Origin of the sequence: Anabaena sp. UHCC 0399, from assembly GCF_034931465.1 — a bacterium.
In the GTDB taxonomy this organism is placed as follows: Bacteria; Cyanobacteriota; Cyanobacteriia; order Cyanobacteriales; family Nostocaceae; genus Trichormus; species Trichormus minutissimus.
In genome coordinates, this window is the sequence record NZ_JAYGGZ010000027.1 from 1 (window position 1) to 22,466 (window position 22,466).

Consider the following 22,466-nt stretch of genomic DNA (forward strand, 5'->3'; position numbering starts at 1 on the left):
CGATGTTGCCGATCGCTTGATAGAAATTGCCAACACAAAAAATGGACACGATAATGTCACTATTGCTTTAGTACACTATCAAGTCAAATACTCTGAACCAGAGTCAGCTATTCAAGTAATCATGCCCGATAGTGCCAGCATCCCAACCGTGAATGCGGCTGCACAACCGACATCACCAACATTACTAGAAAGCGACCCTGGGCAACAGACAAAAGTCTTACGTCAAAAAACTAACTTCCGAAATCTACCTTTAAATTTAATCACGCTATTCATCTTTCTATTGGCAGCAGGAGTATTCGGATACTGGATCAAGCTATTGCGATCTCCACAAACTAACACGAATGGCAATGTATCTAATCCGCCCAATACTCCACCTCTGAGCAATCAGCAGCAGCGATCGCTCGATAACCTCCAAACTGGATGGGTGATTAGAACCACCAACAAAGTTCCTTTGGGAGTTGCTCGAAAATCCAATGAAGAAAGATATTTAAAAGTTTTGGAGAAAACAAACAATGATAATGTATCTTTCAATGTGTGTCTGAATCCAGGAGAATCACAGGCATCACCACAAAAAGTCACATTTAAACTATCAGAGCTAAAAAGCTGGCAAGTAGAAGTATTGCAACCCAGTGATGATTTTACCTGTAATACTTCTTCAGTAGATAACTCATCTTCTACTAGCGAAAGTAAACCCAGTAAATCTAATCCGACGCAACCCAATAATCAAAATACAAGCCCGTAGGTTGGGTTGACGCAAGGAAACCCAACATAATTGATTTAACGCAAAGGAGCGCGGAGGTTTACGCAGAAGGGCGCGAAGCTTTCATCAAAGCTTTGTGTTTTCTAGGACAAAATTTCGGGAAAACTGTAATCGGGATGTTGATTGATAAGTGGTTGTTCGTTTGAAATTGTGGATTGCTGATCAACCAAGATAAAAATTAAAAATTTGACAAGTAGGCTCAGGGAAAATTCGGTTACTATATCTACAGAATCCTTCTTAGTGACGCTTGTCAGATAATGCTCTGCTGCCTCAATCCTGATTGTCCTAGTCCTCTAAACCCTGATGGTAATGTTTTTTGCCAGAGTTGCAGCGTACCGTTAATCAAACTGCTTGGAGGTCGGTATAAAGTTACCAATCTCCTTTCTAGTGAAGGTGGATTTGGCAGGACTTATCTAGCGGAAGATGTACATAAGCTTGATGAATCATGCGTAGTTAAGCAGTTTGCACCGAAAGTCCAGGGTACTTGGGCATTAAAAAAAGCAGTGGAGTTGTTTAAAGAAGAAGCAAAACGACTGCAAGAGTTGGGCGAACATCCTCAAATTCCCACTCTATTTGCTTACTTTGAGCAAGATCACAATATGTATTTGGTGCAGCAGTTTATTGATGGACAAAATCTGCTTAAAGAATTAGATACGCAGGGAATCTATGGAGAAGCTGACATTCGCAAGCTTTTGCTGGATTTACTACCTGTGTTGAAACTTCTCCATGCGCGAAACGTAATTCATCGAGATATCAAACCGCAAAATATTATCCGTTGTAAAAGTGACAATCGTTTAGTCCTGATTGATTTTGGAGCTTCTAAGCAGTTAACCGCCACTGTCTATACACAAATGGGGACAACAATCGGCTCACATGGATATAGCCCAGTTGAGCAGATTAAAGGTGGTAAAGCTTATCCTGCAAGTGATTTGTTCAGTTTGGGGGCTACCTCCTTTCATCTGCTGACAGGAGTTTCCCCTTTTCATTTGTCGATAGATCATGGTTTTGGCTGGGTGACATCTTGGGAAGAATATTTAAAAAGTCCTATCAGTAGTGAATTGGCTAAAATTCTTGACAAGCTGTTGAAAAAAGAAATTGAGGATCGTTATCAATCAGCAGATGAAGTAATTGAAGACTTGACTCGCAAAGCTGCACCACCTCTACCATTACCTCCAACTCAGCCTCCCGCAAAGCCTCCTGCTTTTCCTAAGTCTCCCCCCACAGTGTTTGTAACAAGTTCCACTGGTATAAAACCTCTTCTTAATTTAATAGTTCCATTATTATTAGCGATCGCAGTTGGTGCATTAGGCTTTTGGGTAAAGTTCGTATGGGAAAGCAGAAATAATACTTCTGAGGTAATCCCAAATTCGGTGATGATAGTTACACCAAAGAAGGGGAGGCGATCGATCGATAATCTCGCTCCTGGATGGGCGATTCAGATCAAGAAAGAAGTTCCTCTAAAAAATCAGATAAGTTTATTACCTACAACCTTTTTACAGGTTGAGGAGACGAAAAATTTCCTAGATAGTGACGATTATGATGTTTATTTGAGAATATGCCCTAATCCAACACAGCCAAAGCCAACGCCAAAATTACCAGACATACCAATCCAACTTAAACACTCGCAATTGAAAACCTGGGAAGCAGAGGGGAAAATAAGTGTATTGCAAGCCAATGCTGACACTACCTGTAATACTTCTTCCGTAGACAGTCAATCACCTACCCCAAGTACACCCAGCAGGTAGCTTGGATTGACGCAAGGAAACCCAACATCCTTAATTTATCTGAACTAACGCAAAGGGGCGCGGAGTTTAAACAAAGGCTTTGCGTTTTGTGACTACTACACCCAGTAAGCCTAGTGCAACACAAACAAATAATCGATAAACTTGTAAAAACCTGAAATAATACAGATAATAACTAAACTTAAATTTATAAGATCAGAATTTTCCTATAAATTGTTGGTAGAAATTATTTGTGTTTAGCTGTTAGTGTCATGAATCCATGCCATCCCTGAACCTGGCGATCGCCCGTCTCGTCAATACTGGCAATGATAGTTTCGCCATTTGGGTGGTTAAAGCTCCCTATCCCAGTGGCTACGTTTTGCATGACTGTGGATGGCCGGCTGAACTCACTCAAGTTTGGCAAGAATGGCAACAAATGTTTGCTGGTCATAGCGGTATCAATATTTCTACAAGCTCAACCCATCGGTCAGTCAATCAACTGCCTATGAATTTAGTCGCACCTCCTAGTGGACAAAATACTGGTTACAGCAGTCGTTTGATGCAATATTTGGGGATTAATCTGTGGCGTTGGGTGTTTGAAGGATCAATTCTCGGTAGTCTAGAACGCAGTCGTGGGATGGCGATGGGTCAAAAAACACGGCTGAAATTTCGCTTGGAAATCCGCGACCCAGATTTGATCGCTCTACCTTGGGAAATTATGCAGCGAGAGCCTGGACAACCTGCTATGTCTCTCTCTCCAGATTTGCTGTTTAGCCGCACAACCAGCGAAGTTGAACACCTACCACTTTTACGCACCGATCAAGCTTTAAAAATTCTCTTGGTTCTCGGTCACGATCAAAACCTGCAACTACAAAAAGAAGCCGCTATCTTAGAGCAAACCCTGTTAAGTGGTGGACAGGTGGGTAGCTATGGTCAAAAGTATGCTTCTTGCACAGTTAAAACACTGCTGCAACCTACTCCCCAAGAGTTAATTCAAGAGTTAGAAACTAAAGCATACAATGTCTTTTTCTACGCTGGTCACGGTTTACCAAATCCCGACGGCGGACTGTTATTTTTGCGCCCTGGTATGACTATCAACGGCATAGAATTAGCCCAAGTCTTAACTCGTAGTGCTGTGAAATTGGCAGTTCTTAACGCCTGTTGGGGAGCGCAACCAGCAGCAATTAATCATCAAGCTATCCCCGCCAGTAGCTTGGCAGAAGTTTTGATTCGTCATGGTGTCCCGGCGGTTTTGGGAATGCGGGATGAAATTGCTGATCGTGAAAGTCACAGTTTTATCCAGGTTTTTGCTAAAGCTTTAAGGTCACGTAAACCAATTGACGAAGCAGTAGCGGAAGCTAGGCAAGAACTGTTAACACTGTATAAGTACAACCAACCTGCTTGGACTTTACCAGTTCTTTACCTGCATCCAGATTTTGATGGAGAATTGATTAAAGGTGCCGATGAAGGTGTGACAGAACTACCAGATACGATCATTCCTAACTTAGATGCTTCCGTCCCTGTTGCCTGTTTGCGATCGCTTTCTCCCGGCGGAAGATCCTGGTTTTTAAGAATTGGTGTCACCCGCATTGGTCGCACTAAAGACAATGATATTGTCATCTCCGAACCCTCTGTTTCTAAACGACACGCTGAAATACTCTGTCGTAATACTTTTAACGGCACAACTCCAATGAGAACTTATTACCTCCAAGATTTCTCTACCTACGGTACAACCTGGTATTTAGGAACTAATGGTTGGCAACAAATACTCCGGGAGGAAGTACCATTACAATCAGGAATGCAATTAAAGTTTGGTAGTTCTAGAGGAGAAATTTGGGAGTTTATAATTGAAGACTCGAAAATTTCTTGAAGCACGAGGGTTTCCCCAGTGAGACAATAAAATTCTTTTTTGCGGAAAATAGAATTTAACAAGTGTAGCTGTCAATATCCCTAAACTACTTCATGAGGAAGGAATCAATGACTCATCAAATTAACGGTTCAGATACTCGCCATTCTCTCACATCTCAAGTGGAATTAGAATTGTTAGCAGCTTTGTTAGAACCAGAAGATGCTACCTATCCTTGGAATCCAGCAGATGATGAATCAGAAGCATATTTTTACGAACTAGAACAAAAGTTTGCGATGGCAGAGGTTCTAGAGGAAGAACTCACTAGCCGATCGCAAAGTTTTTTTCATCAATTAGATAACTTGTGGTTACAGGTGGAAAATTCAACATATTACAACTGTAATACAATTACGACTGCTGTGAGTAGTCTTCAAGAAAATTTACAAAAAGCTTTTGCGGCCAGCATACCTCAAAACTGGTTGAATGCGATCGCCGCCAAAGCCACAGAACTTGTCGCCTCTCAACAATGTTTAGGTGATCAATTAATAGAGTGTGTCCAGGCTGTACTACCTACCTGGGGAGCGGATGATCTGTCAATTTTAGCTCGTCCCTATGCCTATGCGATGCGTAGCGGTGAACCACATAAGATCGGTTCAATTAATAATGTGGAAGATTGGACTGCTCTATCAGAAATAGAACAGGCAAAAATGGGAATGGCGATCGCCTACTATGCCCTTAGACAACTTGACGAATCTGAGTCTGAAGGTTGATTAATAGTTTAATTTTTCTTGTGATTTTTTTTACCAGCAATCTTAAATCAGGATCAGAAGGCGGGTTTTCAATTGCTAGAACAGGCAAGAAATAAAAACGTTTTCTTCAATATCCCTATATCTAAAAATTGGTATGATGTGGCTCACAGAAGAAGCTTGTGTGGCATTCTTTCGATTAACTATCATTTGTTTTAAACAAAAATATGCCACAGTAAGCTAAGAATAAAGGAATCACAGAATTCTGCCATCTACCCTAAGAGATAAAGATAGGGAATGATGAGTCATGAATGCTAGTAAAACACTACGGAAATAAAGCTACCATCTCAAATAGGTGAAAAGCTGACAAAATCAGTATTCTTTCTTTTGCCTTTTGCCTTCTATTTCGGCCCCAGAAAACGAGTAGCAAAGTTTTGCGATCGCGTGGGTGATAATGCCCTCGCCTTGAGAATCGCCGCCATCAAAAAAGCGTAAGACAACACACCAACAACAACTAATAGTAAGTTATTACTGTGTCCGGCGGTATTCCACAAAGCATGGAGTGCAGCCGCGCTAAGATAGCCAACAGCCAGAATTTGTTTTGCATGACGGGGTTTGAGTGCAGCCAACCCGATGAAATATCCCAAATAACCACTGTAAGCCATATGTCCGGCTGGTAAACCCAAAATCCTCGCAATCAGAACTTGTAAGCCTACCTCTGAACCTGCTTGTAAAGATACGGCTGGTACATATTGACCTAAAGTTTCTACTAAAGTAAAACCAACAGCAGAAGCCGTTCCCAAGAGAATGCCGTCTAAAGGTTCCCATACTCCTATCCGTTCGCGCCAGGGAGAGGGGAGTGCTAAAGCCGCCAGATAAGCACCAAGTATTGGCAAAGCTTTGAGTAATTCCTCCATCAACCCAGCACCAAAAAAGTAGCGCACAAATAATTCTGTAAGGCTGCTGACAGGCTGATCTATCGGGGGTACATTACCAGGGAGAAGTTCACGAAAAACGAAGATAAAGAAACTTAATATGGGACTGAGTAAGATAATAATCGTCGATAACGCTGCACCTACGAGCATCCACCAAGGCTTGGGTTTACCACACAGTTGGTAAATGAAATAGTAAGCAGCCAGTGCGATGTAAGAGGCGACAATTACCTGATTAGCTTGCGGCTGTCCTACCGTAGCAAACATCAGCACCACAAATATCACTGTGAGAATTCCCGGTACAAGATAGGCTTTGCGAGTTAAATCTTTACCTGTGGAAATAATCGGAAATAGTTGGGTAAAGCTGACAGCATCAGGCTTTGATTGTCTAGCATTTTTTGCTGATGGTAGTGGTGCAATTTGGTTTGTAATGACCGTGGGTTGAGGTGCAATTGCATACTCGAACATAAATTGTGGCCCATCAGCACCCAATGCAATGCGATCGCCTGCGTGCAGTTCTTGACATCCATATAAGCGTTGTCCATTTAAATAAGTGCCATTAGCACTATTCAAATCACAAAGTACCCAGTTAAATTTGCTATCTAAGGACGAAGCAACGGGACGAACCACAGCATGACGACGGGATACCATCCGGTACATCATGGCATCCAAGACAACTTGGCAGCTGGGGTCACGTCCAATTACTGCTTCTTTACTGGTAAGCGAGTAGCGAGATTCTGACCCAAATGCTTCTCCATTACCAGACACTAGCCTTAGAAAAGCACTATGTCTTGCGTTTTTGCCTGTCATCGAGTTAGAGAGTGTCTTTCCAAACTAATCCACAAAAAAATACCTTGGCAGTAGGACTTAACCTCAGCCACACTAACAGCAGCATTGCTAAGTACACTATAGCTTTACTCTATGCGAATAAATTCAAAATTTGCTCACTCAAAATTTAAAATTCTTTCAACCAGTTATTTCAACCAATTGTGGCAAGGATTTCCACTTCAAAAAGTATCCTTTGTACCTTGTTGATAAGATGTTTCAATGGAATTATATATCTCAGAGGTTTTGACAATACTGATATACATAAATATGTACAGATATGAACTAATTTATAGTATTATTTGCCACATCTAAAAACTTACAATAGAAAAATTATCCCATCTCTATAAATGCAAGGAAGCAGGAGGAGAGCAAGCAGTTTTGATGCTATAAATTGGAAGATTTATTTTTTTCAATAAATTAAAAGTTTCTCAATATCTAGTAGAAATTAGTTTTTCAAAATCTTGACGATCAAAATTTTGTTTTTTTTAGTAGTATATTAACCAGAGATTTTATAGTAAACTATCCTTCCTTGAACATCAGTTAAAGACTAGGAACAAAGTAAATTCCTAGCCTTAAATGTTGATTTTTTTAGCCTATGAATAATTTCAATTAAACTTTAGCTACTTCTGGATGCTCAATTTTAGTACCCAGTACCTTGAGAAACTCTGCTAGCCAACGGGGATGAGCAGGCCAAGCTGGTGCTGTGACTAAATTACCATCTACAATCGCTTCATCCACAGGAATTTGTACATAGTTACCGCCAGCACTCCGCACATCGGGGCCACAGGCTGGGTAAGCAGTGCAGTTCTTACCATGCAAGACATCCGCCGCCGCTAATAATTGCAATCCGTGGCAAATCGCAGCGATTGGTTTATTACTATGAGCAAAGTGGCGGGTTATTTCTAAGACTTTTTGATTTAAGCGGATATATTCTGGTGCGCGTCCACCAGGTACAACTAAAGCATCGTAGTTTTCGGCTTTGATTTCCGCAAAGGTGGCGTTGAGGGTGAAATTGTGTCCAGGTTTTTCGCTATAAGTTTGATCTCCCTCAAAATCGTGAACTGCTGTTCGTACTTTGTCACCAGCTTGCTTGTCTGGACAAACTGCGTGAACAGTATGTCCTACCATTTGCAAAGCTTGGAAGGGAACAATGACTTCGTAGTCTTCTACATAGTCACCAATCAGCATCAAAATTTTCTTAGCAGCCATATAGTGGTGTCCTTGTTTAACTTGTAAAGTATCAGTATTTAATTCATCACGAGTTCAAGTAAATATTATTCAATCAGGATGTATTAGACCTATTTTATTTGCTAATTTTTACACATGACCGATTTTCCTAGCTTCTAACTATTGACTAAGCTAAATTCGGCGATCGCACGTGGAAAATTCTTGTTTTCGTGTCCATTACGACTGAGTTTAATCAAAGCAAAACGTTGCAATGGTGTTAAATTTGTCCACTGTGACAGAGTTATATTTATGCCTATTTCTTGGGCTTTTTCTTGCAGAGTGACTGGCATATTGTTAGAATCCAACCATGCGGCATAAGGATCTATCGGTAATGTGGCAACAGGTGTACCTGTGCGTTCTAAAATTAATTCCTGGAGATATTCTTGGTAAGCTTGAATTTCATCTTCTGTTGTGCAAGGTAAGGTAACTAAAGCTTCCCGTTCAGCTTGGGTGATGTGATGCCAATCAGATAATTTTAGCTTAATACCACAGGTATCAAGTTTATAACGTACTTGCATGGGTATACAACGGAGCGAATCAACAAAATCTGCTTCAAATTCAAAGAAAGTATTCATATTTGCATTACCAAAATTATATTTAAATTCATTAAATTCTGCCGTTGTAATAAGTTTTACTCAATGCTTGTTAAATGCTACATCTAGATATATGGCTAAGTTTTTAATCCTAATAGTTGTGATTTTGTTCTATTTTTAGGTATGGGATGACTATTTACAAGTATTTTAACCACTTATGAGGATTATTGGACTTGTAATTCTTAAACCAACTACACAGAGGATAAAGAATAATTATCATGATTATCCAAATATTGTAAATCATTGGCAAATTATATCCATAATCTGCTGGCATCAAGCGGGAAGCTATAAAGGGCATAATAATTGCCTTGAACCCATATTTGGGTAAAGCCAGTAAGATAGCAGTAAAATGGATGAGCCAAAGGTGAATTATATAAAAAAATAAAGGGACTTGACCAAATAACACTAGGGGTTGAAAAATTCTCCATCGCTGCTTTTCAAACAAGTAGAGCAAGAGCATTGCTAGACCTAGAGTCATTAATAAATAAAGCAATGAAGGTGGATATTTATGACAGTTAATAAACGATAGTATCGTATAGGAAAAATTGCTTTGTACTGTCCAAGGGTACGGATCACCATATACATTCAAAGCACGGATAACTACAAAACTCAGAATTAGCCCAAGTCCTAACCATTGCAACAATCGCAGCCTAAAAGTTTTTTCTAGTTTAAATATAGTCCCAAAAGCATAACCTGTTGCCATTACTCCAATCCAAGGAATCAGGGGATAACTAATGAAGAAAATTTTATTAGGAAAAGGAGTAAGCATTTTTTGTTCATGAATTACCGCCCATAACCAACCCCATGTTCCTAGTTGTTCCGCATGGATATGATCAAATAAATTGTGTCCAACTATAAGCAAAATTCCTAGTACAGCTATCATAGGAATTGGTAGCCTAATTAATAGTGCTAAAACGACCATTGACCAACCAATTGCCCATATTACCCCTGCCGCAGTAAAAGAGTATGTTGGGTCAAATATCCAGCCAAAACGTATTATTGTTAATTCTAGAAACACTAACCACAATCCACGAATTATCAGATACTGCGCGAGTTTTTGCTTACTTTGTGGTCGGCTAATGAAAAAAAGATAAGCTGCTACTCCAGCCAGAAATATAAATGTGGGGGCGCATAAATGAGTTACCCAACGGGTGAGAAATAAAGGTATATTTGTCTGGGTCAAATCTGTAGGACGGAAGCGAACATTAGTGAAAAAAGCTCGCACATGATCTAGCACCATTAAAACCATCACTAATCCGCGCAACATATCTATTGAGATGATTCGTTTAGTTATTAATTGTTGATTACTAGGAGTTTCATCACTTGAAAAGCTCATATTTTATATGCGATTTTTTAGTATTTGTTTTTATTTTTAACTAAGTTTCACCAGTATAAAAAATGATGATAAGTAAGTCGGTGAGAATAAACCTAAATATGTTAAGTAATATAAAGTTAATGTGATCTGGTTCGTAGTAAGGACTTAAGTCCTTACTACGAACCATTAATTATTTACGCTGTTCTACTTAGATATTTTTTAATAATACTATTATTTTCCTGAAATTTTAATTTTTTAAATTACTAATTGTGCATATCTAATTAAAATTTTTAATGTCTATTACTAGAACGAATTATTAAGTAACTAATAGATAAGGCTAAAACCGCAGTCCCTAAACCAATAATATCTAGACCTCTCACTTTTTCCAAATCCAGAATAATGATTTTTCTAGCTACAGCAATTAAGGAAGTAACAATTACTAATTCTACCTGAAAAACGTGTCTTTTTAAATAAGCTGTAATGTTTTCCAGTATTTCTAATGCAATTAGGATGTTTAAAAATAAGCCGAAAACTTTAAATAGTGTTGTATTAATTGCGCCATAGGGTGTAGTAAATACTTCTTTAACTATATAAGTTCCTAAATCTATAATTGCTACTAAAATTACTATTACCATGAAAATCGATAATATTTTGGAAACTATTACCTCTATATGTTCTATGAAATACATGAAACTTTCATCTTTAGTAAAGCCTAAAATTTGCCTGATTAATTTCTTCATTGGTTGCACCCATTTTCAGATAAGCTCAAGAATTAAAAAACAAAAGAAAAATCCTATAGATAACTCTAGAGGATTCATTGGTAATGTTTTATTACTATATTAAAAATATTTTATCTTAGTAATAGTCAACTTTAGTACATCAAAAGTTATAATAGTAACGATTGACTATCTTCTGGTAATAAAATCATTATCCAGCAGCTTACCATTGTGAGGACTGGAGTTGAGAACTTTTAGCTGTAATAGTCAAAGAGATAGGTATTAGTTGTACAGCACAGGCTTTTAATTCTGGTTGTAGTGAATCAGGGCAAGATTCTGGATGAGTGAGGGCGTTAGCTTCAGCATTGTCAGCCCAGAGTGAACCCCAGTGCATGGGGACGAAGACTGTACCGGGTGAAATTGCTTTGGTGACTTTGGCTTTAAACTGAGCTTGACCCCGACGCGATCGCACTTCTACCATTTGATTATCGAGAATTCCCAACTTAGCCGCGTCACGGGGATGAATTTCTATAAATGGTTCTGGGTGCATAGCGCGAATTTTTTCAATCCGTCCTGTACGCGTTTGGGTGTGCCAATGTCCGTAAAGTCGCCCAGTAGTTAACACAAAAGGATAATCTGGATTTGGTGGTTCTGCCAAACCTTTAGAATAATATGCCCCAAATTTAGCGCGTCCATCTGGTGTAGGAAAATGTAAATCAGTATAAAGTCTTTTTGAGTGCTGAGTGCTGAGTGCTGTTAGCGGTAGCGGGGCGTTTAGCCCGTGCTGAGTGGGGAGTGAGGAGTGATGAGTGCTGTTAGCGGTAGCGCGGCGTTTAGCCGGTGCTGTTAGCGGTAGCGCGGCGTTTAGTCGGTGCTGAGTGGGGAGTGGGGAGTTGGGAGTGGTTAAGGGATGCGGCCATTGTGTCGCGCCTTCTTGGTGTAGCTGTTCATGACTTATACCAGTCATATCGCAAATACGACCCCTGGTTAATTGAACAAACTCCGCGTAAACTTCCGCAGAATTAGTAAAGGCGAATTTGTCCTCAAAACCTAATCTACGCCCAACTTCCGCAAAGATTTCCCAATCGGCTTTAGCTTCTCGTGGGGGTTGACGGAATGCTGAACACAAAGTTACCCGACGTTCGGAATTAGTCATTATGCCAGTTTTCTCACTCCACTGCGCCGCCGGGAGAAGGACATGGGCGTAAGCTGAGGTTTCTGTGGGGTAATATGCGTCTTGGTAAATTGTGAAAGGCGATCGCAATAATGCTTTCTTAGTCCGTTCCAAATCTGGCATACTCACAGCTGGGTTAGTAGCCGCAATCCACAACAACCCTACAGCCCCGTCTTCCAAACCTGTAATCATATCCCAAGCAGTTAAACCGGGATGGGGTGAAATTTGCCCAGGTTGTAATTGCCAAAATTCTTCTACCTCAGCCCGATGTTGGGGATTTTTCACTAAGCGATAACCTGGTAACAAATGGGCTAAACCGCCAGCTTCCCTTCCTCCCATTGCATTGGGTTGACCGGTGAGGGAAAAAGGCCCCGCCCCTGGGTTACCGACTTGTCCGGTCATCAGGTGTAGGTTAATAATAGTTCTAACTTTTGCTGTCCCTTCAGTGGATTGGTTTACACCCATCGACCACAAAGATAATACACGCTGCGATTTACCCCAATAACGGGCGGCGGTTTCTAAATCTTCAATACTGATTCCACATTGACGGGCTACAACTTCCGGTGAATAGTGGCGGATGACTTCAGCGTAAGCAGAAAAGTTACTGGTACAGTCATCAATGAAGCTAACATCTATCATCTGCCAACGCATTAATAAATGGGCAATCCCATTTAACAAATCGATATCTGTACCGGGACGAATCGCCAAATGTAAGTCAGCAGCTTCGGCTGTGGGTGTGCGCCGGGGGTCTACCACAATCATTTTCACATGACGGTTTTTTCTGTGATATTTCTGCAAGCGGTTAAAAACGATGGGGTGACATTCGGCCGTATTTGTCCCAATCAAAAATGCACAATCAGTTAACTCCAAATCGTCATAACAGCAGGGAGGTCCATCTGAACCAAAACTCTGGATGTACCCAGATACCGCACTAGACATACATAACCGGGAGTTAGCATCAAAATTATTAGTACCCAAACAACCTTTCATTAATTTTTGGGCGATGTAGTAGTCCTCAGTTTGAAACTGACCAGAACCATACATACATATAGCATCTACCCCTTGAGTGCAGCGCACGGTTTGAATGCGTTGGGTGATGATATCAAACACTTCATCCCAACTGACGCGGCGGAACTCTTGATCTAACGAGTCGCGCACCATTGGGTAATGTAGTCTATCTTTATCTAACGATTCGGCGATCGTTGCACCTTTGACGCAAACCATACCCTGACTAGATGGGTGAGATTTATCGCCCCGCACTCGCCAAATGGGATTTCCTTGGCTATCTCGATTAGTTGCTGTATTGGCTTGTGCTGGGGGTGAAACTTCTAAGCCGCAGCCGACACCACAGTAAGGACAGAGAGTTTTGGTAGATTCAATCATGGTAATTTGTGATGATGCTTCGCCCCACCGTAGGTCATCGCTAATTATTGTTCGTAGTGAGGACTTTAGTCCTCTCTGCGAGACGCTCCGCGTAGCTTGCTTCCCCGCAGGGGTACACTACAAACTAGGATTCTTCACTGAAAATAGGCAATTTTTCTACTTCCATCTCTGGTGTTTCACCCTCATGGTGTTCAGCAAACGAGCCTTTGGGTTCTTTCAGGAAGAAATAGCATAGGAAAGTGACAATCAGTGCAGCAATACCCAACGTTTGGAAGAAGATTCTATTACCGACATCTCCCGCAGGTAAAAAACTATAGAGAGTGAGATAAGCTACAGCTCCCACATTACCGTAAGCACCAACATTACCTGCAATTTGACCAGTTACTCGCCGCTTCACTAAAGGTACGATCGCAAAAGTTGAACCTTCTCCAGCTTGCACGAAGAATGAGCAAAGCATAGTTAAAGCGATCGCCAAAGGTAGCCACAAACTACTACTTACCCCACCCATCAGCAAATAACCAAGACCCATACCACCTGTTAATACAGTCATGGTCATTCTGCGACTACCTAAAGTGTCGGAAACCCAACCGCCACCGGGACGTGCAAATAAGTTCATGAAGGCGTAGCTAGCAGCAATCATTCCGGCTAAGACTTTACTTAAGCTGAAAGTATTCTCAAAAAATCCCGGTAGCATGGAAACTACTGCTAACTCTGAGCCAAAATTCACAAAGTAAGTCAACTCTAGAATCGCCACCTGAGAAAATTCATAACGTTCTTCAGGAGGATAACGCTTTTTACCCTGCATCATATCCTGATTCACATCCCAGCATTTATAGGCTTGGAAGAGGTAAAGACCCAGTAACAACAGGTAAACAATCAGCAATTGAGTTTGATTCAATAAGCCAATTTTTGAGATCCGCCAAGCCAATAGACCTAAGATCCCAACCAAGGGAATATTCATTAACATCAGCAGCCAAAAACTCTTTTGGCTAGTAACTTCTATCCCACCGTGGCGATTGGGACGCTGATAAACCTTACCAGAGGGAGTATCTTCAACGTTGAATAAATAGATGACTCCATATACAGCCGCAATAATACCAGTGAGTGCGATCGCTAGTCGCCAGTTAATTTGACCAGCTGCAAATACGGCACTTGCTGTAGCTAAAGAAGGTAAGATAAAAGCCGCAGCTGCTGAACCAAAATTACCCCAGCCACCATAAATACCTTCCGCTATCCCAATCTCCTTGGGCGAGAACCACTCAGCAACCATACGGATACCGATAACAAAACCAGCACCAACAATACTCAATGCCAAGCGACTGATGACCAATTGGCTGAAATTCTGTGCCATTGCAAAGGCCAGACAGGGAATAGCGGCATAAATTAGCAACAATGAGTAAGTAATTCTTGGCCCATATTTGTCTAAAACCATGCCAATAATAATTCGGGCTGGCACAGTCAGAGCAACGTTACAAATAGCGATCGTTCTAACTTGTCCTTCAGTTAAACCAATGGCTTCTTTAACTGCTGTTTGAAACGGCGCATAGTTAAACCAAACCACAAAGGATAGAAAGAAAGCAAACCAAGTCAGATGTAAGATGCGGTAACGATCTTTGAATGAAAATAATTCTTTAAGCATTCTAATCTCCTAATTTTAGGGGCGCAGGGGAGACAAACTAATGACTCATAACTCACAACTCATTACTCATTACTCATTACTCAGCACTCATTACTCATCGTGAGCAAATCGGCGATATAAGAAATCTAGGGCGTAGTTCCGCAGGTTGTAGTATTCTGGGTCTTCCATGATGCGGCGACGGTTGCGGGGGCGAGAAAAGGGGATATCGAGAATTTCGCCGATTTGGGCTGCTGGCCCGTTAGTCATCATCACTACTCTGTCTGCTAGGAATAAAGCTTCATCGATGTCATGGGTAATCATCAGTACGGTGACTTGATGTTCACGCCAGATTTCTAGTAGTTCTTCTTGTAATTCTTCTTTGGTGATTGCGTCTAATGCGCCGAAGGGTTCATCGAGAATTAAGACTTTGGGACGGATGGATAAAGCGCGGGCGATCGCTACTCTTTGTTTCATTCCGCCGGAAATCTGGTGGGGTTTTTTGTCGGCTGCTTCTGTTAAGCCCACCATTGCTAGATGTTCTCTGACTATGGCGCGTTTTTCGGCTTGGGGTTTGTGGGGAAATACTGCATCTACTGCTAGGTAAACGTTTTCAAAGACGTTTAGCCAAGGTAATAAGCAGTAGTTTTGGAAGACCATCATCCGGTCTGGGCCTGGTTCGGTGATGGGTTGGTCTTGTAGGAGGACTACGCCATCGGTGGGGGTGTTGAACCCGGAAATCATGTTGAGTAGGGTTGATTTTCCGCAGCCTGAGTGTCCGATTAAGCAGACAAATTCACCTTCGCGGACTTTGAGGTCGATTCCATCTAGTACGGTGTATGGGCCTTCGGATGTGGGGTAAATTTTGCTGACACCTTCAATTACTAGGAAGTTATCTGGTTTGGGGGTGGGGGGTTTTTCTGTTTGGGTGGTTTTTACTGTTTGCATGGCTTTGTTAAATTTAGGATTTATTCACGCAGAGACGCGGAGGCGCGGAGGGGGAGAGAAGAAGAGAAGAGGAATGGTGGCTAGATGAAGATTTCTTCTACTCGGATTTGATGTTTGATTTCTAGGCTTTTGAGGTAGTCTAGGGGTTCGGAGGGGTTGAAGGTTTTACTGTCAAATAGGTGAATGGGGTTGTCTTCGCCTATGTCTAGTAAGCCTAGGTCGCGGGCTGCTTCACCAAATATGTCTGCGCGACAAACTCTTTCGGTGACTTCTACCCAGTTTTTGGGGAATGGTGTGATACTCCAACGTGCTAGCTGGGTGAGCATCCACAAGATTTCTGTGCGGTTGGGGTAGTTGGTTTTATTGAGGTAAAACTGGTTGTAAGCCGTGAGTTCTTGGGCTGGTTTACCGTCGCCGCGATCGTAGGGGTCGATGAAACCGGGACGAATGTATGCAGGGTTTACGTTTAGGTACTCAGGACGAGAGAGTAATTCGAGAATTTCTGGACGGTTGCGGAGGTCGTCACAGTATTTGCAAGCTTCTAGCAGTGCTTTAATTAAGGCTAAATTGGTTTCTGGGTGTTTTTGCGCCCATTCTTCCCGTACTCCTAATACTTGTTTTGGCTGTCCTGACCAAATATCTAGGGCTGTAGCTGCGACAAAACCTAAGCCTTCATGCACCGCTTGATAGTTCCAAGGTTCTCCCGCACAGTAACCGTCAATGTATCCGGCTTCGAGTTGAGCAACCATTTGTGTGGGTGGAATCACTGTGAGGCTGATATCTGTATCGGGATCTATCCCACCAGCTGCTAACCAGTAACGCAAAATTAAGTTTTGCATTGATGCTGGATGCACTATACCCAATGTGAAAATCTGGTCGGGAGTAGCGTTAATCACTGCTTTTAAGTCAGCCAGACTACGCACGCCTTGGTTATACAATCTTTTGCTAAAGGTGATGGCGTTAGCGTTGCGCGAGAGATTGAGGGCGTTAATTACGGGAGTTGAAGGTTTATTACCTGCACCCAATGTCAGTGAAAGGGGCATTCCTGCAAGCATTTGGGCTGCGTCTAATCTCCCGCTGACAAAACCTTTGGTGATTTCTTGCCAACTGTTAGCTTTACTGAGGATGATATTGTCTAAGCCGTACTTGGCAAAGAAGCCTTTTTCTTTAGCGACGATTAAAGGTGCAGCGTCAGTTAAGGGCATAAAGCCAATTTCTAGGATGGCTTTGGCTGTGCTTGTGGAAGAAGTGACTAAACGCTGGGTTTGACGCTTCTTAGCTAGTTTTTGTTGATTGAGGAAGTATATTATTTCATTCCGCAGATTATAGTAACTGGGATGCTTGACTACTTCCAAACGCTGACGGGGACGGGGGATGGGGACTTCGAGAATTTGTCCGATGTGGGCTTCTGGCCCGTTGGTGAGCATGACGACGCGATCGCTCAACAATAATGCTTCATCTACATCATGTGTCACCATCACAGAGGTAACGTTATGCTCATTGCAGATTTTCATCAATTGCTCCTGCAAACTCCCCCGTGTCAAGGCATCCAAAGCCCCAAAAGGTTCGTCTAACAACAACAACTTAGGCCGAGTAGCCAAAGCGCGGGCGATCGCCACCCGTTGTTTCATCCCCCCAGACAACTCACTCGGACGTTTATTAGCTGCTGGGCGCAGTCCCACCATATCAATATGTTCTTCAATAATTCCTCGCCGCTCACCCTTGGGCTTACCCTGATAAACTTCATCTACAGCCAGAGCAATATTTTCCCGAACAGTTAACCAAGGAAGCAACGAATAGTTTTGAAATACCACCATGCGATCAGGGCTAGGATCTCTAATTTCCCGCCCTTCCAACGTCACACCGCCAATACTAGCGCGATCTAAACCTGCAATGATATTCAGCAGCGTAGACTTACCACAACCAGAATGTCCAATTAGAGAAACAAATTCCCCTTGCTTAATTTTTAACTCAATATTTTTCAGGGCAATATATCTACCACCATTCGGTAAATCAAACACCCGATCAACGTGGTCAACTTCAACAAAAGTAGTCATTTTTTTTAATTCGTAATTCGTAATTCGTAATTCGTAGTTTTTATTTAGAGGATGTTTGAAAAGTCTGTTTCTTTGTCATGTTGAATGCAGCGTAGCGGAATGAAACATCTAGTGTATGTGCCACAAAGCCTAGATTCTTTCCTGCGGAACGCTTCGCGAACCTTACGTCCGCTCCAGTCAGAATGACATTTTTATACCTCTTGAAACTTTTCAAACAACCTCTTAGGGAGGTCAGCTATGTAATACTGTTATTCATTCTCCCTTCCCTATTGCTTACTTCTGATCTGCTACAACTTTACTGGCAATAAAACCTACTAATCTATCTAGTAATAAGCCAACTAACCCAACATAAATAAGTGCCAAAATAATCTCACTTAAATTAGTTTCTGTGGTTGTGTTATAGGCATCCCAAATAAATGAACCAATACCTACACCACCTACTAACATTTCGGCGGCTACAATTGCCAACCAAGATAAACCAATGCCAATTCTTAATCCAGTGAATATGTAGGGAACAGTTGCAGGAAAGACAATTTTTAAGAAATACTTTGCTCCTTTGAGTTTTAAAACCTTAGCTACATTGATATAGTCTTGAGGAATTTGTTGTACGCCAACTGTCGTATTGATAATAATTGGCCAAATTGAAGTAATGAAAATCACGAAAATTGCTGAAGGATTAGCTTGTTGAAATGCTGCTAAAGAAATAGGTAGCCATGCTAGAGGCGGGACAGTTCGTAATACTTGGAAGATGGGATCTACAGCATTGTAAACTAGTCGATTTGCGCCGACTAAAATACCTAAGACAATGCCAGCGATCGCAGATAATGAAAAACCTAAAGCAACTCTACCCAAACTACTAAGTAATTGCCAGCCTAAACCTTTATCACTTTCACCATTATCAAAGAAAGGATGGACAATAAACGGGTCCCAAGTTTCAGAAAAAGTTTCGATTGGCCCCGGTAACTCAAAGTTAGGCAACAAGCAAACTAGTTCCCAAAGTCCTAGAAAGATTACTAACGCTACCAATGGTGGTACAACTTTATTTAAAAGTAATTTATTGAGATTATTTCGAGACTTTTTTCTGATTACCCGACTTCCTAAAACAGCAGCCATATTGTCTATTATTTCCGTAATCTTTACAGTATTTTGTATTTTAGTAAATGCAGTATTCAGCAGATGTAAGTTGGGTTGAACGATAGTGAAATCCAACCTATCCCCTGTCACCTATCCCCTGTCACCTGTCACCTATAATTAGACTTTCTTAATTTTCAAGCCTTGTAAATATGCTTCTGGTTTTTCGGGGTCAAATTTCACACCATCAAAGAAAGTTTCAATACCGCGAGAAGTGCTAGTAGGAATTTCGGAATCAGCTACACTAATTGCTTTCGCTGCTTTTTTCCATAAATCTTCTCTGTTTACTTGATCAACAATTTCTTTAATCTTGGTATCTTTTGCGAGATAACCCCAGCGAATATTTTCAGTTATGAACCAAATATCATGGCTCTTGTAGGGATAAGACGCGTTATCTGCCCAGAACTTCATGCGATGAGCAAATTCTTTCTCAGTCCTTCCATTACCATAGTCGATATTGCCTTTAGACCTTTCTATAATATCTGCGGCAGCAACGTTAAAGTATTTACGATCAGAGCAGATTTTACACATCTCCTCTTTGTTTTCTTGTTTCTCGCACCACTGTTGAGCTTCTAAAACGGCCATTAACATAGCTTGTGCAGCATTGGGATTTTGATCAACCCAATCCTTCCGCATCGCAAAGGCTTTTTCTGGGTGATCTTTCCATAATTCACCTGTCACGAGGGCAGAATAACCCAATTTTTGGCTAACTAATTGAGCATTCCAAGGTTCTCCTACACAGAAAGTATCTACAGTACCGACTTTCATGTTGGCTACCATTTGTGCGGGTGGAACAGGTTCTAAAACCACATCTTGATCTGGATTAATCCCGCCAGCCGCTAGCCAATAGCGCATCCATAAATCGTGAGTTCCACCAGGAAAGGTAATACCAGCTTTCAATGCTTTTTGATTAGCTTTAGCTTGAGTGGCTGCTGCTTTGAGTGCCTTGCTTTCTAGATTGACGTTGAGTTCTTTATACTTCTCTGCTACAGAAATAGCCTGACCGTTAGTATTTAACCGCGCCAAGATATACATTGGGGTTTTGTCTTTGATGGTCATTAAATAAGGCATGGGGCTAAGGATGTGTGCGCCATCAATTCCTCCGCCGCCTGAACCAATTTTCAGGTTGTCACGGGTGACAGGCCAAGATTTTTGTTTGATTACCTCAACATCGGTCATGCCATATTTAGCAAAGAAGCCTTTTTCTTTAGCAATAATTAGAGGTGCAGCATCAGTGAGGGCGATAAATCCGAGTTTGGCTTTGGTCGTTTCTACTTTTGGGGCGTTAGCTACTGTAGAGACGTTAGCGGCTGGATTGGCTGAGGGTGCTTGATCGCCTGTGGTAGCTGAGTTGGAATTATTAGCAGCGCAAGCATGAGTCAAGATAGAAGCCGCCGCCGCCGCACCTGTAGTAACAATAAATTTTCTTCTGGAAAAGTTAGTCATTTTTCTGTGTATGTTGTTAATTCGTCATTAGTCATTAGTCATTGGGCATTGAGCATCAACAGTTATCAGTTACCAGTCAGTTAATAACTGTTCACTGATTTAAGTCTCCTCTACTTTCCCTACACCCTCACTCAGCACTCCTAACTCAGCACGCTGCTCAACGCCCCGCTACCGCTAACAGCACTCACGAAAGCTTCTTCTCTTGCTTTCGCGCCGAAGTGTTGGATGAGTAAATCTCGTAATACTGGCTGTAAGTCTTCGCAGGGTATGCCTTTTTGGACGCAGCTACCTAATTCGGCATCTTTACCCACTTTGCCACCCATATAAATGTCAACGCCTTCTACGGCTTTACCATTTTTACGGGCTTTCGTTCCCATCAAACCAATGTCTGCAACTTGGGGTTGTCCGCAAGAGTTGGGGCAACCTGTCCAGTGAATGCGGACTGGACGCGTGAATGTTAATTCAGTCTCCAAGGCTTCAATCATGCTGAGGGCGCGGTTTTTGGTTTCGATGAGGGCGAAGTTGCAAAATTGTGAGCCTGTGCAGGAAACTAGCGATCGCGTCAATAAACCAGGGTCAATAGAAAACCTCTCCAATAAAGGATCAGTTAAAAATGTCTTCAATTGGGAGTCAGAAATATGGGGAATAATCACGTTCTGCTCAACGGTCAGCCGAATTTCACTACTGCCATAAACATCCGCTAACCGTGCCAATTCAAACATATCTTCGGCATATAAACGTCCTACAGGTATGTGCAAACCTACATAGTTGAATCCGGGTTGTTTTTGTTTATACACTCCAATGTGGTCGCGTTTTTCCCAATCAATTTCATCTTTGGGTGCGGCGGGTAGTAATGACTTACCTAAACGCTTTTCAACTTCTAGACGCAACTTCTCTATACCCCATTCATCAATCAGCCACATCAAGCGGGATTTGAGACGATTAGCCCGTAGTCCATTGTCTCGATAAACTTCCAAAATCGCTCTACATACAGCCACTACTTCTTCTGGAGTTACCCAAGCATTGAGAGGAATCGCCGCCTCGCAACGTTTGGCGGAAAAGAAGCCCCCGACTAGGATGTTGAATCCGAAGACTGGGGATTGGGAAAAATCTTGTCCAGTCCCTTCCTTAAACGCTGGAACGAAGGCTAAATCATTGATTTCCGCATGAACGGAATTGTCTCGTCCACCTGCGATCGCTATATTAAATTTGCGTGGGAGGTTACTAAATTCTGGGTTTCCTTGTCCTTTGTTGGTCAACATATCTTGAATTTGTTGCACCAACTCGCGGGTATCATACAATTCATCTGCATCCAACCCAGCGACAGGATCACCTGTAATGTTGCGGATGTTGTCCATCCCTGATTGGACACTAGTTAAACCAACGCTATGAAATCTATTGAAGATATCTGGTAAATCTTCAATTCTGATCCCCCGCAGTTGAATATTCTGCCTGGTCGTAATATCGGCGTTACCATCATCTCCGTAACGCTGTACTACCTCCGCTAATACACGCATCTGTTCGCTGTTAACAATACCATTGGGCATCCGCAGCCGCATCATAAACCTACCAGGAGTAACTGGGCGGAAGAATACACCCACCCACTTGAGGCGATGATCTCGGTCAATTTCGTCCATTGCTTCCCAACCCAAAGAGGCAATTTTTTCTATTTCCTCCTTGATGGCCAGTCCATCTTTTTCGGCTTTGAATCTCTCGAATTTATTCAGACTGGCTTTTGTGGTAGTTGCTGTATCCGTCATAAGCTGACTCTGGTTGCAAATTGCTGGTCAAGTACGAACCTCTAAACAATTTAAAATTCCATATGAAAAAATACAGTTAACTGTGACCGTCACCCTCAAAAGTGCGGCTATATAAACCGTATTGGTACATGAAAAACCAATATTGATGCCTGATTACTTGTTCTCAAATGCGTTCTAGAGAGCTTTATTTTTTAATTCCCCCGAAGGAGGCCGCCTATTACTCACTGAACGCAAATTCACGAATGAATTAGAGAGAATTTGTAATTTT

At 41.8% G+C, this 22,466-nt stretch carries 14 protein-coding genes and 2 pseudogenes; 4 read left to right on the forward strand and 12 right to left on the reverse strand.

From position 1 onward, the window contains the following. From VB693_RS15570 to VB693_RS15585, 4 genes and pseudogenes are all read left to right on the forward strand, one after another. A pseudogene (locus VB693_RS15570) lies at window positions 1–742 on the forward strand (serine/threonine protein phosphatase); the annotation flags it as partial. 275 nt (window positions 743–1,017) lie between these two features. After that, a pseudogene (locus VB693_RS15575) lies at window positions 1,018–1,965 on the forward strand (protein kinase domain-containing protein); the annotation flags it as partial. Window positions 1,966–2,761: 796 nt separating this feature from the next. After that, the gene (locus tag VB693_RS15580) at window positions 2,762–4,351 is read left to right on the forward strand and encodes a CHAT domain-containing protein (protein WP_323267055.1); all 1,590 of its coding nucleotides are present in this window, start codon (window positions 2,762–2,764) and stop codon (window positions 4,349–4,351) included. Between the two features lie 107 nt (window positions 4,352–4,458). Next, window positions 4,459–5,097 (forward strand): hypothetical protein, encoded by a 639-nt coding sequence (locus VB693_RS15585; RefSeq protein ID WP_323267056.1) that lies wholly within the window; start codon window positions 4,459–4,461, stop codon window positions 5,095–5,097. A gap of 377 nt (window positions 5,098–5,474) precedes the next feature. Here VB693_RS15585 and VB693_RS15590 read toward each other — a convergent pair whose 3' ends face one another. The 12 genes from VB693_RS15590 to VB693_RS15645 form a co-directional block, all read right to left on the reverse strand. After that, window positions 5,475–6,815: a PrsW family glutamic-type intramembrane protease gene (locus tag VB693_RS15590; RefSeq protein WP_190704544.1), complete on the reverse strand. Its 1,341-nt coding sequence runs from the start codon at window positions 6,813–6,815 to the stop codon at window positions 5,475–5,477. A 627-nt stretch (window positions 6,816–7,442) separates the two neighbouring features. After that, the gene (locus VB693_RS15595) at window positions 7,443–8,042 is read right to left on the reverse strand and encodes a DJ-1/PfpI family protein (protein WP_323267057.1); all 600 of its coding nucleotides are present in this window, start codon (window positions 8,040–8,042) and stop codon (window positions 7,443–7,445) included. 134 nt (window positions 8,043–8,176) lie between these two features. Then, window positions 8,177–8,635, reverse strand: coding sequence for a nitrate reductase associated protein (locus VB693_RS15600; RefSeq protein ID WP_323267058.1), 459 nt, complete (start codon window positions 8,633–8,635; stop codon window positions 8,177–8,179). 154 nt (window positions 8,636–8,789) lie between these two features. Beyond that, on the reverse strand, window positions 8,790–9,989 hold the full coding sequence (locus VB693_RS15605; protein ID WP_323267059.1) for a DUF1624 domain-containing protein: 1,200 nt from the start codon (window positions 9,987–9,989) through the stop codon (window positions 8,790–8,792). 269 nt (window positions 9,990–10,258) lie between these two features. Beyond that, a complete protein-coding gene (locus VB693_RS15610) occupies window positions 10,259–10,708 on the reverse strand; it encodes a phosphate-starvation-inducible PsiE family protein (protein WP_323267060.1) in 450 nt (149 codons plus the stop codon). Window positions 10,709–10,907: 199 nt separating this feature from the next. Beyond that, window positions 10,908–13,241, reverse strand: coding sequence for a nitrate reductase (locus tag VB693_RS15615; RefSeq protein ID WP_323267061.1), 2,334 nt, complete (start codon window positions 13,239–13,241; stop codon window positions 10,908–10,910). A 124-nt stretch (window positions 13,242–13,365) separates the two neighbouring features. Beyond that, window positions 13,366–14,880, reverse strand: a complete 1,515-nt coding sequence (locus VB693_RS15620) for an MFS transporter (RefSeq protein WP_323267062.1) — start codon at window positions 14,878–14,880, stop codon at window positions 13,366–13,368. A gap of 90 nt (window positions 14,881–14,970) precedes the next feature. After that, entirely contained in the window at window positions 14,971–15,804 is an 834-nt protein-coding gene (locus VB693_RS15625) for a nitrate ABC transporter ATP-binding protein (RefSeq protein ID WP_323267063.1), read from the reverse strand. Window positions 15,805–15,884: 80 nt separating this feature from the next. Continuing rightward, window positions 15,885–17,861, reverse strand: coding sequence for a nitrate ABC transporter ATP-binding protein (locus VB693_RS15630; RefSeq protein WP_323267064.1), 1,977 nt, complete (start codon window positions 17,859–17,861; stop codon window positions 15,885–15,887). A gap of 273 nt (window positions 17,862–18,134) precedes the next feature. Further along, window positions 18,135–18,974 carry a nitrate ABC transporter permease gene (gene ntrB / locus VB693_RS15635; protein ID WP_323267065.1) on the reverse strand — a complete coding sequence of 280 codons (840 nt, stop codon included), beginning with the start codon at window positions 18,972–18,974 and terminating at the stop codon, window positions 18,135–18,137. A 138-nt stretch (window positions 18,975–19,112) separates the two neighbouring features. After that, window positions 19,113–20,438: a CmpA/NrtA family ABC transporter substrate-binding protein gene (locus VB693_RS15640; RefSeq protein ID WP_323267066.1), complete on the reverse strand. Its 1,326-nt coding sequence runs from the start codon at window positions 20,436–20,438 to the stop codon at window positions 19,113–19,115. A gap of 140 nt (window positions 20,439–20,578) precedes the next feature. Next, window positions 20,579–22,198 carry a ferredoxin--nitrite reductase gene (locus VB693_RS15645; protein ID WP_323267067.1) on the reverse strand — a complete coding sequence of 540 codons (1,620 nt, stop codon included), beginning with the start codon at window positions 22,196–22,198 and terminating at the stop codon, window positions 20,579–20,581. Between the last annotated feature and the right edge of the window lie 268 nt (window positions 22,199–22,466).